Origin of the sequence: Chromobacterium sinusclupearum (assembly GCF_002902845.1) — a bacterium.
In the GTDB taxonomy this organism is placed as follows: domain Bacteria; phylum Pseudomonadota; class Gammaproteobacteria; order Burkholderiales; family Chromobacteriaceae; genus Chromobacterium; species Chromobacterium sinusclupearum.
Map to the genome: position 1 here is coordinate 43,421 of NZ_PPTF01000051.1, position 13,391 is coordinate 56,811.

The 13,391-nt window shown below is 62.7% G+C and carries 15 protein-coding genes; 4 read left to right on the forward strand and 11 right to left on the reverse strand.

The features are described 5' to 3' along the window. Positions 1 to 47 precede the first annotated feature (47 nt). Positions 48 to 722: a TIGR01621 family pseudouridine synthase gene (locus C2134_RS11140; RefSeq protein WP_103320030.1), complete on the forward strand. Its 675-nt coding sequence runs from the start codon at positions 48 to 50 to the stop codon at positions 720 to 722. A gap of 14 nt (positions 723 to 736) precedes the next feature. On the opposite strand, the gene C2134_RS11145 is transcribed toward C2134_RS11140, so the two are convergent. The 5 genes from C2134_RS11145 to C2134_RS11165 all read right to left on the reverse strand — a co-directional run bounded on the left by C2134_RS11145 (position 737) and on the right by C2134_RS11165 (position 5,977). Next, positions 737 to 1,546 (reverse strand): ChbG/HpnK family deacetylase, encoded by an 810-nt coding sequence (locus C2134_RS11145; RefSeq protein ID WP_103320032.1) that lies wholly within the window; start codon positions 1,544 to 1,546, stop codon positions 737 to 739. Positions 1,547 to 1,601: 55 nt separating this feature from the next. Then, complete coding sequence (locus tag C2134_RS11150; RefSeq protein WP_103320034.1) at positions 1,602 to 1,991, reverse strand: GtrA family protein; 390 nt, start codon at positions 1,989 to 1,991, stop codon at positions 1,602 to 1,604. Continuing rightward, complete coding sequence (locus C2134_RS11155) at positions 1,988 to 2,998, reverse strand: glycosyltransferase family 2 protein (protein WP_103320036.1); 1,011 nt, start codon at positions 2,996 to 2,998, stop codon at positions 1,988 to 1,990. The genes C2134_RS11150 and C2134_RS11155 overlap by 4 nt, the downstream gene beginning before the upstream one ends. A gap of 14 nt (positions 2,999 to 3,012) precedes the next feature. Next, positions 3,013 to 4,482, reverse strand: coding sequence for an ArnT family glycosyltransferase (locus tag C2134_RS11160; RefSeq protein WP_103320038.1), 1,470 nt, complete (start codon positions 4,480 to 4,482; stop codon positions 3,013 to 3,015). A gap of 118 nt (positions 4,483 to 4,600) precedes the next feature. Continuing rightward, positions 4,601 to 5,977: a peptide MFS transporter gene (locus C2134_RS11165; RefSeq protein WP_103320040.1), complete on the reverse strand. Its 1,377-nt coding sequence runs from the start codon at positions 5,975 to 5,977 to the stop codon at positions 4,601 to 4,603. A gap of 584 nt (positions 5,978 to 6,561) precedes the next feature. On the opposite strand from C2134_RS11165, the gene C2134_RS11170 reads away from it, so the two are divergent. Then, on the forward strand, positions 6,562 to 7,947 hold the full coding sequence (locus tag C2134_RS11170) for a tryptophanase (protein WP_103320042.1): 1,386 nt from the start codon (positions 6,562 to 6,564) through the stop codon (positions 7,945 to 7,947). A gap of 11 nt (positions 7,948 to 7,958) precedes the next feature. Here the strand turns inward: C2134_RS11170 and C2134_RS11175 are convergent, their stop codons facing one another. Continuing rightward, positions 7,959 to 8,534, reverse strand: coding sequence for a class I SAM-dependent methyltransferase (locus C2134_RS11175; RefSeq protein ID WP_199179921.1), 576 nt, complete (start codon positions 8,532 to 8,534; stop codon positions 7,959 to 7,961). 140 nt (positions 8,535 to 8,674) lie between these two features. On the opposite strand from C2134_RS11175, the gene C2134_RS11180 reads away from it, so the two are divergent. Both C2134_RS11180 and C2134_RS11185 read left to right on the forward strand, forming a co-directional pair. Continuing rightward, positions 8,675 to 9,151 carry a YbaK/prolyl-tRNA synthetase associated domain-containing protein gene (locus C2134_RS11180; protein WP_103320044.1) on the forward strand — a complete coding sequence of 159 codons (477 nt, stop codon included), beginning with the start codon at positions 8,675 to 8,677 and terminating at the stop codon, positions 9,149 to 9,151. Then, a complete protein-coding gene (locus C2134_RS11185) occupies positions 9,148 to 9,486 on the forward strand; it encodes a hypothetical protein (RefSeq protein ID WP_103320046.1) in 339 nt (112 codons plus the stop codon). The genes C2134_RS11180 and C2134_RS11185 overlap by 4 nt, the downstream gene beginning before the upstream one ends. A 73-nt stretch (positions 9,487 to 9,559) precedes the next feature. Here C2134_RS11185 and C2134_RS11190 read toward each other — a convergent pair whose 3' ends face one another. The 5 genes from C2134_RS11190 to ccoO form a co-directional block, all read right to left on the reverse strand. Continuing rightward, complete coding sequence (locus tag C2134_RS11190) at positions 9,560 to 10,093, reverse strand: FixH family protein (protein ID WP_103320048.1); 534 nt, start codon at positions 10,091 to 10,093, stop codon at positions 9,560 to 9,562. 4 nt (positions 10,094 to 10,097) lie between these two features. Further along, positions 10,098 to 11,531: a cytochrome c oxidase accessory protein CcoG gene (gene ccoG / locus C2134_RS11195; RefSeq protein ID WP_103320050.1), complete on the reverse strand. Its 1,434-nt coding sequence runs from the start codon at positions 11,529 to 11,531 to the stop codon at positions 10,098 to 10,100. Between the two features lie 113 nt (positions 11,532 to 11,644). Further along, positions 11,645 to 12,574: a cytochrome-c oxidase, cbb3-type subunit III gene (gene ccoP, locus C2134_RS11200; protein WP_103320052.1), complete on the reverse strand. Its 930-nt coding sequence runs from the start codon at positions 12,572 to 12,574 to the stop codon at positions 11,645 to 11,647. Further along, the gene (locus tag C2134_RS11205) at positions 12,571 to 12,762 is read right to left on the reverse strand and encodes a cbb3-type cytochrome oxidase subunit 3 (RefSeq protein ID WP_103320055.1); all 192 of its coding nucleotides are present in this window, start codon (positions 12,760 to 12,762) and stop codon (positions 12,571 to 12,573) included. The genes ccoP and C2134_RS11205 overlap by 4 nt, the downstream gene beginning before the upstream one ends. A 3-nt stretch (positions 12,763 to 12,765) precedes the next feature. Continuing rightward, on the reverse strand, positions 12,766 to 13,380 hold the full coding sequence (gene ccoO / locus C2134_RS11210; protein ID WP_103320058.1) for a cytochrome-c oxidase, cbb3-type subunit II: 615 nt from the start codon (positions 13,378 to 13,380) through the stop codon (positions 12,766 to 12,768). Between the last annotated feature and the right edge of the window lie 11 nt (positions 13,381 to 13,391).

Here is a 13,391-nt window from a genome sequence, read left to right on the forward strand (position 1 = left end):
GACGGCGCCTGCTCTACAATGCGCCGTTTGTTTCTGGCGCGCTTCTCATGTACACCCTGATCCATACCGATCCCCGTTTCTACCTGCTGGACAAGCATCCCGGCGTCAGCTTCCATCGCGATGGCGATGCGCCGGGGCTGATGGAGGCGCTGCGCGCCGGGCTGGGCGACGAGGCGCTGTGGCCGGTGCATCGGCTCGATCGCATCACTTCTGGGCTGATCCTGGTGGCGCGTTCCGCGGAAGTGGCGCGCGCGCTGGGCGAGGCGCTGGCGGAGCGGGAAGTGGAGAAGTACTACCTGGCTTTGTCGGACCGCAAGCCGGCCAAGAAGCAGGGGCGGATCAGCGGCGATATGGTCAAGGGGCGCGGCGGCGCGTGGCGCTTGACGCCGACGCAGGCCAATCCGGCGGTGACGCAGTGCTTCAGCCACTCCCTGCGGCCGGGCGTCAGGCTGTTTCTGCTGCGGCCGCGCACGGGAAAGACGCACCAGCTGAGGGTGGCGATGAAATCGTTAGGCGCGCCGATACTCGGCGATGAATTGTACGGCGGGACGCCGGCCGACCGCGGCTATCTGCATGCCTACGCCTTGCGCTTTGAGCTGGATGGCGAACGTTTTGCCTTTATCCAGCCGCCTGACTACGGCGAATGGTTCACCGGCGATGCCTGCCGCGCCTTGCTGGCGCAGCTGGGCGAGCCGTGGTCGCAACCTTGGCCGGGCGCGTAAACACCCAGGCCAGATTAGGCGGCGACGGTTTCCGGCTGGAAGCGAGTCAGGCTGATCTGATGGCGCTGGCACAGCTCGGCGAAGGCGTCGCTGGCCAGATAATCGTATTCACGGCTGCGGCAGGCGGCGATCGGATCGTCGGCGTCCTGGCCCGGCAGGCCCGGGTGGCACATGATCAGGGCGTGATTGGGGCTGCGCGCCAGCCAGGATTGCATCAGACCGGCAAAGTCGGCCTGCGGCGTCAGCGAATACATGCCGCCGAACCACGGCGTGGTGGCGAAGCCGCGCTGCTGCGCCTGTTCGTCGAAGTTGGTGCAGACGCTGCGCAAAATCAATGACTTGAGCCGGTTGTCGCCGGGATGGCCCAGCTTGTCCGGCGCGCGCAGATACGGCAGCCGGTCTTCCGGCCAGCGGTGCTGGATGGCGTCGAACAGCGCGTCGCGGATGACCGGCAGCGCATGCACATGCTGGTGGCCGTCGACGAAGTCCGGCAGACGGCCGAAGTGTTCCGCGAAGCGGTCGATCTGGGCCAGCATCTCGTCGCGCAGCGTCGGTTGCGACAGTTGGCGCAGCTGGCTTTTCATCAGCCAGTGCGACAGCGGCTTGGCCGGCGCGCCAAACGCATGCGTGAGGTTGAAATGCAGGCCGACATCGACCCGGTTCGCCCGCGCCTTGAGTTCGCCAGCCAGTTCAGGCCAGTGCGGCGACTGGCTGAGCACGCTGGTAGCGGACAGGCGCCCGGCATCGATCAGTTGCAGGATGCCGGCGCTGATGCTGCCGGACTGGGCGAAGTCATCGGCGCAGAGAGTCAATCGTTTCGTCATGGATGGTATGACTGGCGGCTTTGACAAAAGTTTACGAAGCAATTTTGTCACGGCATTAATTTGTATGTGGCGCCGAGGCAAAGGCCCACAGCTTGCCCAGCACGAAAGTCAACACCGCCACCGCGAACAGCACAATCGCCAGCGAGACGCGGTAATCCAGCGGCGTGCAGCGCAGCAGCAGGAAGTACAACGCTTCGTTGACGCAGAAGCTGAGGCAGGAGACGCCGAAGAAGCGCGGCAGCGCCTGACGGTGCGGCACATGGCGCGCTTCGAAAGTGAAGCGACGATGGCCCCAGTAGCTGATCTGAAACGCGCCAAGGAAGCCCAGCACATTGGCGACGAGCGGCGCTACGCCCAGCGGCACCAGCGCCAGCGTCACCAGGGCGAAATGCAGCAGCATGGCGGAGACCCCCACCACGCCGAACCAGAACAGTTGCCGCGTCATGCCTGATCGTCTTCCCGTTTGTGGACCCGGCTGATCAGATAGGTAGGACGGCCCTTCACTTCATTGAAGATGCGGCCGACGTATTCGCCCAGAATGCCGATGGACAGCAGTTGCACGCCGCCAAGGAAGGTGACGGCGACAGCCAGCGTCGGCCAGCCGCTGACCGGGTTGCCGAACAGCAGCGTGTGCAAGAGTTCCCATAGCGCGTAGCCGATGGACAGCAGCGAGATGAAGAAGCCAACCAGCGTCCAGATGCGCAGCGGCATATTGGAAAAGGCGGTCAGGCCGGTCAGCCCCAGGCCCAGCAGGTTGCGGAAATTGAAGCTGCTTTTGCCGGCGCGGCGCTCCTGCGTTTGCGTCTCCAGCGCCAACTGGGTGAAGCCCACCCAGTTGTACAGGCCTTTCATGAAGCGGTTGCGTTCCGGCATCTGGCGCAGCGCGTCCAGAATGCAGCGGTCCAGCACGCGGAAGTCCTGGGTGTTCTCCGGGATCTTCAGCGGCGCGCCGGTGTTCAAGAGCGCGTAGAACACGCGGGTGAAGGCGCGCTTGGCCAGGGTTTCGTTGTCGCGGTTGGCGCGCACGCTGTACACCATGTCATAGCCTTCGCGCCATTTGTCCAGAAACACCGGCACCATTTCCGGCGGATGCTGGAAGTCGCCGTCTATCAGCACCGCCACGTCGCCCTGGATGTGGTCGATGCCGGCGGTCAGCGCGATCTCCTTGCCGAAGTTGCGCGACAGCTGGATCAGCGTCACCGGCAGGCGCTGGCTGGCCTGCAGCACCTTGGGCACGGTGTCGTCGCGGCTGCCGTCGTCCACTACCACCAGCTCATGGCGCAAGCCTTGTTCCGTGAGCAGGCGGTGCAGCGTCTCCAGCATCGGCACGATGTTTTCGGATTCGTTGTAAGCCGGGATGATGCAGCTGACCAGCGGGTCGGCCGGGCGCTCGGCGGCGCGCAGCGCCAGCAGATAGGGCGGAGTGAAGCCGTGGTTGAGGGTATCGGTCATGGTTCTATCCGGAATCAGTGGCCGGCTGCGGGCCGCAGCAGCAGCATGCGGTCCTTCATCACCGGAAACTCCGCCGCGCGGACGTAGCCGGCGGCGATGGCGGGCGGCAGGCTGGCGAAATCGCGCTGCTCGGTCACGATCCAGCTGCCGGGATGCGCCGCCAGCAAGGCGGTTATCGCCTGCGGATTGGCGGTGGTGCGCACCTTGCCCTGGCTGTAAAATTCCGCCGAAAACTCGCGGCGGCTGTCCCAGTAGAACAGCATGGCGCCGGCCTGTGGCTGCTGAGCCTGCCAGGCGGCGATCACCGGTTTCTGCGTGCGGAAGTATTTGGCGCCGTCATAGCGCTGCAAGCCGATGGCGGCCAGCACCAAGAGGCCGGAGGCCAGCGCCAGCCAGGGCAGGGCGCGGCCGGAGCGGGGGCTCAGGTCGCGCCGCCACAGCTCGGCCATCAGCAGGGCCGCGCCGGGCAACATGGGCAGGGAGTACGGAAAGATGATGTTGCCGGACATCGTGAAGAACAGCAGCGTCATCACGGTCCACAGCGAGAGATACAGCAGCCAGCCGTCGTTTTCGCCGGCGCGGACGATGGCCGGCAAGCGGCGGGCGCGGCAGGCCAGCCAGGCCAGCATGGCCAGCGACCACGGGAACAGCGCGCCCAACGCATAGGGCCAGATCATGCCGCGCGTCGTGGCGTGGGCGAAGCCGTACTTGTCGCCCTTCCAGCCGGAGTCGAGGAAGCGGCTGACGTGCTCGCCCATGATGAAGTAGTTGAGGAAGCCCGGCGTGCGGATTTCCGCCCAGACATACCAGGGCAGGGCGATGGCGGCGGCCAACAGCGTGCCGGTCATCCACGGCAGCTCGGTCCACAGCCGTTTCCACTCGTTGCGGATCAGCACCCAGAAGAAAATCGGCATGCCCACCAGCACCACGTCCAGCGGCCCCTTGGCCAGCAAGCCCAGTCCCAGGCCGGCAAAGAAGGCGTAGCGCCACAGCCGGCTGCCGCCGTTCATCGCATGCCAGAACGCCACCAGGCTCAGCGCGACGCAGAACAGCAGCGAGGGGTCGGTCATCACCGTGCCGGCGGCGCCGTAGAACAGCAGCCCGCCGGCCAGCATCAGCGCGGTGGCCAGGGCGGCGTCCCGGCCGGCGCGGCGGCGCATCAGGTCGGCCGTCAGCCAGAGCGTGGCGAGGGCCAGCAGCAGGGCCGGCAGGCGGGCGGCGAATTCATTGACGCCGAACAGGCCCATGCTGGCCGCGGACAGCCAAGTGGATAGCGGCGGCTTGGCCCAGAACGGCACGCCGTAGTCGTGCAGCGGCGTCACCCAGTTGCCGGTTTCCAGCATCTTGCGGGCGATTTCGGCGTAGCGCGCCTCGGTGGTGTCGGTGAGCGGGATGGCCCACAGCGCGACCAGACGGATCAATAACAGCGCCAGAAGCGCATAGCCGGCAGCCTTTTGCCAGGCAGAAGTTGCAGCGGATTTCATTCAGGATCAAAGAGAATCGATTCGGCGCAAGGCTATCACAGAGCGGGCTTGCCGTCTGCCCCGCGCCGGAATGCAAAACGCCACCCGAAGGTGGCGTTGAAGCGAGGGCGCGCGCCGCTTACTGGCGGCCGTGCATCATCTTCTTCAGCACGCTGGACAGCGCGAACAGGATCAGCGAGCTGGCGCCGGCCATGAACACGAACAGCATGAAGAAGTCATGCAGATTGTTGACTGCGTAGCCCAGGAAGTGCGGCACCGGTTTGGCCGGGTCCGGGTACAGTTCGGACAGCGTGCCGGCAAACTTGTTGGCGGCGGCGTTGGACAGGAACCAGATGCCCATCATCAGGCTGGTGAAGCGGGCAGGAGACAGTTTCACCACCAGCGACAGGCCGATAGGCGACAGGCTCAGCTCGCCGAAGGTGTGCAGCATGTACAGGCTGACCAGCCACAGCATGCTGACCTTGACGCCCGGCGCCAGGCCGTCCACGCCGAAGGCGATCACCAGGTAGCCGATGGCCAGGAAGAACAGGCCCAGGGCCATTTTGGCCGGAGACGACGGCTCCATGCCCTTGTTGCCCAGCTTGGTCCAGATCCAGGCGAAGATAGGCGCGAACAGCACCACCGAGATCGGATTGATCGACTGGAAGAACGAGGCCGGCACGGTGTAGCCCAGCAGATTGCGGTTGGTCTGCTCTTCGGCGAAGAAGGTCAGCGAGGCGCCGGCCTGCTCAAAGGCGGACCAGAAGAAGATCACAAACGCCGATACGATCAGGATCACCGCCAGACGTTGCTTTTCCACGCCGGTCAGCGGGGCGTGCACCACTTTCTCGCCGCTTTCGTGGTGGCGCTTCGGCGCCATGCCGATCGGCTTGCCTTCCGGCGTCACCAGATACTTGTTCTTGAACAGGCTGAAGATGACCAGCGACAGCAGCATGCCGCAGCCGGCGGCCATGAAGCCCCACTTGAAGTCCGACGGATTGCCGGTGTCGCCAAGCGAGCCGCACACCAGCGGCGCGAACAGCGAGCCGGCGTTGATGCCCATGTAGAAGATGGTGAAGGCGGAGTCCACGCGCTTGTCGCCCGGGGCGTACAGCTGGCCCACCATGGACGAGATGTTCGGCTTGAACAGGCCATTGCCGGCAATCAGCATGCCCAGGCCGCCGTACAGCAGCCAGGAGGCGGCGACGACGTTGGTTTCGTGCAAGGAGCCGGAGAAGAACAGCATGAACTGGCCGAGGGCCATCAGCACGCCGCCAGCCAGAATGGAGCGGCGGTTGCCCCAGTAACGGTCGGCGATGTAGCCGCCCACCAGCGGAGTCAGGTAAACCAGGCCGGTATAGGTGCCGTAAATGTCGGACGCATGCGCCTTGTCGAACAGCAGGGCCTTGATCATGTACAGCGTGAAGATGGCGCGCATGCCGTAGTAGCTGAAGCGCTCCCACATCTCCGTCACAAAGAGCAGATACAGCCCCTTGGGATGCGATTGTGTAGACATAAGGGTTTCCTTCGAGTGACTTGAGACATCACCAGCAACAAGCGATGTTTTTTGTTTTTTATTGAGTGCCTATGTATTTTGTAGGCAGCGCATGATCATATCGAGTAAATGTTGAGATGTGAAAATTTTTTTAGGAAAAATGTAATTACCATGTAATATTTAGAGCATTGACTTTGTTTTTTTGATGTTTTTTTCTGAGCTATTTAGCTGGGATTCATGAGTTTTATGCATTTTGTTCATTGAAGATTGTATACATTGTGTGTTGTTTGATAGTCACACCGTAAACGGTATGTGATTGCCATCCATATGGGATGACGCTATGGTCATTGTGGGCTTGCGCCCATAATTCCACTGCTCACGCAAGGTATGGCGATGAAGATCACAACTTGCCTGGCGCAGACCTTCCACGATGGCCCGCGCCCCAACTGGTACACGCTAGATATCATCCTGACGTTCGATTTCCCGCACGCCTGAAGCCTCCCCGTTCCTGCTTTTACCCCTTTGTTAAAAACGCAAGACGGCCCGCCAGCCGCGACCGCGCGTGACCATGCGCCGTCCGGCGGCGCGCCGCGAGGAGACGCATCATGGCACGACGCATACCTGAACCATTCCGCATCAAAATGGTGGAGACTATCCGCCAAACCACCGCCGAAGACCGCCGCCATGCGCTGCAGGAGGCCGGATGGAACCCCTTCCTGTTGAAGGCCGAGGATGTCTATATCGATCTGTTGACCGACAGCGGCACCGGCGCCATGTCCGACCGCCAGTGGGCTGGCCTGATGATGGGCGACGAGGCCTATGCCGGCAGCCGCAATTTCCACCATCTGGCCGATACGGTGCGCGAAGTGTTCGGCTATGCGCACACCATTCCCACTCACCAGGGGCGCGGCGCGGAGCAGATTCTGTTTCCGGAATTGGTGAAGCGTTGCCGCGGGCAGCGGCCGGTATTCCTGTCCAACTATCACTTCGACACCACCAAGGCGCATGTCGAACTGGCCGGCGCGCGCGCCGTCAACGTGCTGACGCCGCAGGCGCTGGATACCGGCACCGCCTATGACTGGAAGGGCGATTTCGACCTGCCGCGGCTGCGCGAGATCGTGGCGGAGGAAGGCGACAACGTCGCCGCCGTCATCATCACCATCACCTGCAACAGCGCCGGCGGCCAGCCGGTGTCCATGGGGAATATCCGCGCGGTCAGCGAGCTGGCGCGTGCGCATGGCATTCCCGTGGTGATAGACGCGGCCCGTTTCGCCGAGAACGCCTGGTTCATCCGCCAGCGCGATCCGGCCTACGCCGGCGCGTCCATCGCGTCCATCGTGCGCGAGATGTTCGACTGCGGCGACATGTTCACCATGTCGGCCAAGAAGGACGGCCTGGTCAATATCGGCGGCCTGTGCTGCTTCAAGGACGACGAGGCGCTGTTCCGCGCGGTGCAGGTCAACTGCGTGCCGATGGAAGGCTTTGTCACCTATGGCGGCCTGGCCGGGCGCGATATGGAAGCCTTGGCGATAGGCCTGAAGGAAGGGCTGGACGACGCCTTCCTCAGTTATCGCATCGGCCAGGTGGCGTATCTTGGCGAGCGTCTGCGCGAGGGCGGAGTGCCGATTCAGACGCCTACCGGCGGCCACGCGGTATTCGTCGATGCGCGGCTATTGCTGCCGCACATCCCTGCCGAGCAGTTCCCGGCGCATGCCTTGGCCTGCGAACTGTATCTGGAAGGCGGGGTGCGGGCGGTGGAAATCGGCTCGCTGCTGCTGGGCCGCAATCCGCAAACCGGCAAGCAGGAGCCATCGCCATTCGAGCTGATGCGGCTGACCATTCCGCGCCGCGTCTACACCAACGACCACATGGACTACATCGCCGACTGCCTAATCGAGGTGAAAAAGCACGCCGGCGCGGTCAGGGGCCTGACGTTTGAATACGAACCGCCCATCCTGCGCCACTTCATGGCGCGGTTGCGGCCGGTGTAAGGGGGCCATTGTCAGCCGGCGAAGGCCGGCTTGCGGATGCGCATGACGAAAGTGCAATCGCCTACCACGTTGTAGAAGTTCTGTACCGCCATGGCGATGTCCGCGTCCTGGAGCTGGCCGCTGTTGAAGCGGCTGGCCCAAGGCTCCAGGATTTTCACGTCCGAGGATTCCATCACCCAGTCCACGCCCAGATAGACGCCCAGCGGCGCGCTGGACCCGCCTTCCGCCATGCTCTGGCGGTTCAGCTCCTGATTGAACATCTGCAAGCCCATGGCAGTGATGGGGCGGACGTGCGTGGGGTCGGCCAGGTAATTGTCGCTGCGCGGATGGGGAATGATGATGGTGACGCGGGCATCCGCCGCGCACACGCGGTACAGCTCCCGGATGATGCCGAGGTACGCCTCTGTGCTGGCGCCCAGGTGTTCCAGCACATGGCTCATCACGACCTCGTCCACCGAGCTGTCGGCCCAGGGCCAGGGGAAATGCTCCAGATCGACCACTTGGTCCGGCTGGCAGGCGGCTTGGGAGTCCACATTGACGAAGCCGGGACGTTTGTCATGGCCGCAGCCGAGGTTGAGTTTGAGCATGATAGTAGGCGTCGCCAGTAGGAAGTGAGTTGCAGTCTAGCGGCGACCTCATTGGAGAAACAAGCATGGCTAGGCTTGTTCGGTCTATTTTTGGCCTCATATCACCAGGAAATGCTTGGTAGCCACAAAAGGAAGAGTTCATGTTCGAACGTTTGCGGCAGATGTTGGAGGACGGTGCTGCTTGCTTCCGCGTAATAGAACATCCGGCCGAAGGCAATTCGCGCATGGTGGCGGAGATACGCGACACCGAGGTGGGGCAGGGGGCCAAGGCCATGCTGTGCCGGGTGGCGGACGCGCCGGGCCAGTTTGTGCTGGCGGTGCTGCCCGGCGACGAGCGGGTGGACTTCTCCAAGGTGGCGGCCGCCGTCGGCGCGCGCAAGGTCAAGCTGGCGGATGCGGCAGACGCCGAGGCGGCGACCGGCTGCGTGATCGGCTCCATCCCGCCATTCAGTTTCGATCCCGCCATCCGGCTGGTGGTGGACCCGCAGCTGCTGGCGCGTTACGGCGAAATCGCGTTCAATGCCGGCAGGCTGGATGCTTCCATGGTGCTGGACTGCGACGATTATCTGCGTCTGGCCAAGCCGCTGCTGGCCGATATCCGCAAGGAGCCGGCATGAAGCTGGAGCCCTTGGCCGCCTACGCCCGCGCCATCATGGGCGGGGCCGGGGCGGAACGGATTATCGGGCGCGAGGAGAGGAGCGAGAACTGGCGCGAGGCCGATTGCGAAGTGATCTTGCGGCAGCGCGATTACCGCTTCGACAACGGCGTAGTCATCCGCCGCGGCATCGAGGTGGACGATTATCCCAGCGAGCTGGCCTGCTCCGAGTGCTGGATCACTTACGAAGTGATGGCTTTGGGCGAATCGCCGGGTATTGAACCGATGCGCAAGAGCTTCGACAATGCCTGCCGCGAGGCCTACTGGCTGCGCTACCATTCCGATTTGATCATTTGAGTATGACGCCGCGAGACGGCGCCATGCAAAACGGCCCGCTGCGCGGGCCGTTGGCGTTTCTGGACGGTTGGACTCAGTGTCCCGCCGGCTCCAGCTTGGGTTGGCCCAGCTGCACCATCGGGCCTTGGGCGGTTTTCCATTCGCCCTGAATGCGCCATTTCTTGTCGTGGTCCTCCACCAGCACATACCAGTGGTTGGCGGTGACCAGCGGCTGGGCCAGGATGCCCTGGTATAGGTTGGGGCCGGCCATGGTCATTTCGGCGCTTTGGTCGAAGTCGTCCTGCGCCGGGTGGACCATGCGCAGCGACAGGGTATCCGGCAGCTTGCTCTTGCTGCTGGTGATCAGGCGCAGGCTGCGGCCGTCAGAGCCGAACATCAGCTGGCCGGACAAGCCCATCTGCGCCGCCACCTTGTCGCGGTGCAGTTCCATATTGATGGCCTTGCCCTTCTTGTAATAGTCGTCGGTGACCAGGCCATCGTCCGATTTGATGGCGGCTGCCAGGAAGAAGATGCCGACGATGATGGACACCAGCGGAATGCCGAACAGGATCCAGGGCCAGGGCTCTTTGTACCAGGGGCGGGGCGGGTGGTGGGCAGTGTGCTGCATGCGTTTATTCTCCAATGAAACTGGATTTTTCTTCCACGCGCAGGGCGGGGTTGTTGAGCGACTGGATCACGAAATGGATTTCGTGGCTGCCCTTGGTCGCGTATTGCGGGTCGGCTTGCACCTGCACGGTAATCGATTGGGTTTCCGTGGCGCGCACCTGAGTTTCTGGCTGCTCCGCTTTAACCTTGATGCCGGGAAGGCCATTGGCTGTGATGGCGAAGCGCTGATTTTGTTCCGTGGTATTGATGATCTTGATGATGTAGCTGTTTTCCAGCCAGCCTTCTTCGGTTTCGCGCACCAGCGAGGCGCGGTCGCGGATGATGTCTACCTTGAAGGGTTTGCGCAGGGCCAGCGAGGTGACGGCGGCGCAGAACACGATGAGCAGCACCAGGCTGTACAGCACCACGCGCGGCCGTTTCAGCCGCGAGGCAATCGCCTTTTCCGGGTATTTGCCTTCCAGCGCGTTTTCCGTGGTGTAGCGTATCAGTCCGCGCGGATAGCCCATCTTGTCCATGACGTCGTCGCAGGCGTCGATGCAGGCGGCGCAGCCTATGCATTCGTATTGCAGGCCGTTGCGGATGTCGATGCCCACCGGGCACACCTGCACGCAGATGCTGCAGTTGATGCAGTCGCCCAGCCCCTGTTCCTTCGGGTCGGCGCCTTTTTTGCGCGCGCCGCGCGGTTCGCCGCGGGCTTCGTCGTAAGAAATGATCAGCGTGTCGGCATCGAACATCACGCTCTGGAAACGGGCGTATGGGCACATGTATTTGCACACCTGCTCGCGCATGAAGCCGGCGAACAGATAGGTGAAACCGCCGTAGAAGAACATCCAGAAGCTTTCCCACGGGCCGTAGCTAAAAGTGGGAAGCGCGGCCACCAGGCTGCGTATCGGCGTGAAGTAGCCCACCAGGGTGAAGCCGGTCCACAGCGAGAATGCGATCATGATGAAATGCTTGGTGAATTTCAGGCGCAGCTTGGTTGCGCTCATGGGCGCCGCATCCAGCTTCATGCGCTTGTTGCGGTCGCCCTCCACCCATTGTTCTATCCACAGCATGATCTCGGTGTACACCGTTTGCGGACAGGAATAGCCGCACCATAGCCGGCCGGCGATGGTGGTCCAGGTGAACAGGCCGAAGGCGCAGCACATCAGGAGCGCGGCGAGGTAGACGAAGTCCTGCGGCCATACGGTGAGGCCAAACAGGTAAAACTTGCGGTTGATCAGATCGAAGAACACCGCCTGGCGGCCGTTCCATTGCAGCCAGGGCAGGCCGAGGTACAGCAGCTGGGTGCCGATGACGAACAGGATGCGGAAGTTGTTGAACAGGCCCTTGACTGAGCGGGGATAGAGCTTTTTCTGGGTTTCGTACAGCGAGATGGTGGCGCTGTCCTTATCGGCGTTCTGGACTTTTATGGGGATCTTCTTCAGAGACTCTGACATTGTTTTTTCCTGAAGAGGACTTGGCTGAACTCACCTCTGCGATGCGCTGGGCCAAGGCCTCTGTGGGTGGGGAGGAAAAACGCCGCCTGCCGGAGCAGGCGGCGTAGCCAGGCTTATTGCGGCGCCTTGGGATTGTTGGACAGGCTCCAGACGTAGGCGGCCAGCAAGTGGACCTTGCCTTCGCCCAGGAAGTCCTTCCAGGCCGGCATTTGATTGTTGCGGCCATTGGTGACGGTTTCGATGATGGTCTTCTCGGTGCCGCCATACAGCCAGTTGCCGGACGGGTGGGTCAGGTTGGGCGCGCCCAGTTGCTGGTTGCCCTTGCCGTCCGCGCCGTGGCAGGCGGAGCACAGCGTGGCGAAGGTTTCCTTGCCGCGAGAGGCCCGCTCGGCGTCAAACTTCTTTTTGTTGACGGAGAGCGACAGCACGTAGTTGGCCACATCCTTGACCTTCTCCTCGCCCAGCACCGCGCCCCAGGCCGGCATCTGGCCGTGGCGGCCGTTCAGGATGGTGGTCTTGATGGTGTCGGGCTCGCCGCCGTACAGCCAGTCGTGGTTCACCAGATTGGGGAAGCCCTTGGCGCCGCGGGCGTCCGCGCCGTGGCACTGCACGCAGTAGGTCTGGAACAGGCGTTTGCCCATTTCCTGAGCCTGCGGATCGGCCGCCACCGCCTTCAAGTCTTGCTTGAGGAACTTGTCGTACAGCGGCTGGTACTTGGCTTCGGCCTTGGCGCGCTCGTCCTTGTACTGACCTACCTGGCTCCAGCCGAAGACGCCCTTGTAGTCGCCGAGGCCCGGATACAGCACCAGATACACGATGCCGAACAGCAGCGTGATGTAGAACATCAGCATCCACCAGCGCGGCAGCGGGTTGTTGTACTCCTCCAGGTCGCCGTCCCACACGTGGCCCAGGGTCTGGACTTCCTCGCCCTTCTTGACCGTGGTCTTGGACTGGGTGAATACCAGCAGGGTCAGGCCGATGATGCCGCCCAGCACGATCACGATAATCCAGATGTTCCAGAAATCGCTTGTGAATTGACTCATTTTCTTGCTCCGTTGGAAGCCTGGTCGTGTAGGGCTTCCTCTGCCTTGTCGTCATCCAGGAAGGGCAGATTCGCCGCTTCCTCGTACCGGTTCTTGGAGCGTTTGCTATAGGCGATGATCAGCACCACGATGAAGAACGCGAAGCAGACCACGGTGAATAGCGAACGTCCTATCGTTACCCAGTCCATGGCTCAACGTACATTCTTCAGTGCAAGGCCCAGGCCTTGCAGGTAGGCGATCAGCGCATCCAGTTCGGACTTGCCCTCCACTTGCGACTTGGCTTCGGCGATCTCCTTGTCGGAGTACGGCACGCCCACCTTGCGCAGCGCTTCCATCTTGGCCGGCACCACGTCGGCATCGGCCAGATTCTTGGCCAGCCACGGGAAGGCAGGCATGTTGGACTCCGGCACCACGTCGCGCGGGTTGGTCAGGTGCACGCGGTGCCATTCGTCGGAGTAGCGGCCGCCTACGCGCGCCAGGTCCGGGCCGGTGCGCTTGGAGCCCCACTGGAAAGGATGGTCGTATACCGACTCGCCCGCCACCGAGTAGTGGCCGTAACGCTCGGTTTCGGCGCGGAAGGGACGGATCATCTGCGAGTGGCAGTTGTAGCAGCCTTCGCGGACGTAGATGTCGCGGCCGGCCAGCTGCAGCGCGGTGTAAGGCTTGACGCCGGCTACCGGCTCGGTCACGGATTTCTGGAAGGCCAGCGGCAGGATTTCCACCAGGCCCGCCACGCTGATCACCAGCAGGGTCAGCACGATCAGCCAGCCGACATGTTCTTCGATCAGTTTTTGGATTTTGTCCATGATTTTTCTTT

What these genes read in the sequence shown, in the direction of transcription:
- C2134_RS11140 (WP_103320030.1), top strand. Translation starts at nt 48, where the DNA reads ATGTACACCCTGATCCATACCGATCCCCGTTTCTACCTGCTGGACAAG.
- C2134_RS11160 (WP_103320038.1), bottom strand. Translation starts at nt 4,482, where the DNA reads ATGAAATCCGCTGCAACTTCTGCCTGGCAAAAGGCTGCCGGCTATGCG.
- C2134_RS11185 (WP_103320046.1), top strand. Translation starts at nt 9,148, where the DNA reads ATGAAGCTGGAGCCCTTGGCCGCCTACGCCCGCGCCATCATGGGCGGG.
- C2134_RS11170 (WP_103320042.1), top strand. Translation starts at nt 6,562, where the DNA reads ATGGCACGACGCATACCTGAACCATTCCGCATCAAAATGGTGGAGACT.
- C2134_RS11145 (WP_103320032.1), bottom strand. Translation starts at nt 1,546, where the DNA reads ATGACGAAACGATTGACTCTCTGCGCCGATGACTTCGCCCAGTCCGGC.
- ccoO (WP_103320058.1), bottom strand. Translation starts at nt 13,380, where the DNA reads ATGGACAAAATCCAAAAACTGATCGAAGAACATGTCGGCTGGCTGATC.
- C2134_RS11175 (WP_199179921.1), bottom strand. Translation starts at nt 8,534, where the DNA reads ATGCTCAAACTCAACCTCGGCTGCGGCCATGACAAACGTCCCGGCTTC.
- C2134_RS11205 (WP_103320055.1), bottom strand. Translation starts at nt 12,762, where the DNA reads ATGGACTGGGTAACGATAGGACGTTCGCTATTCACCGTGGTCTGCTTC.
- ccoP (WP_103320052.1), bottom strand. Translation starts at nt 12,574, where the DNA reads ATGAGTCAATTCACAAGCGATTTCTGGAACATCTGGATTATCGTGATC.
- C2134_RS11155 (WP_103320036.1), bottom strand. Translation starts at nt 2,998, where the DNA reads ATGACCGATACCCTCAACCACGGCTTCACTCCGCCCTATCTGCTGGCG.
- C2134_RS11180 (WP_103320044.1), top strand. Translation starts at nt 8,675, where the DNA reads ATGTTCGAACGTTTGCGGCAGATGTTGGAGGACGGTGCTGCTTGCTTC.
- ccoG (WP_103320050.1), bottom strand. Translation starts at nt 11,531, where the DNA reads ATGTCAGAGTCTCTGAAGAAGATCCCCATAAAAGTCCAGAACGCCGAT.
- C2134_RS11165 (WP_103320040.1), bottom strand. Translation starts at nt 5,977, where the DNA reads ATGTCTACACAATCGCATCCCAAGGGGCTGTATCTGCTCTTTGTGACG.
- C2134_RS11190 (WP_103320048.1), bottom strand. Translation starts at nt 10,093, where the DNA reads ATGCAGCACACTGCCCACCACCCGCCCCGCCCCTGGTACAAAGAGCCC.
- C2134_RS11150 (WP_103320034.1), bottom strand. Translation starts at nt 1,991, where the DNA reads ATGACGCGGCAACTGTTCTGGTTCGGCGTGGTGGGGGTCTCCGCCATG.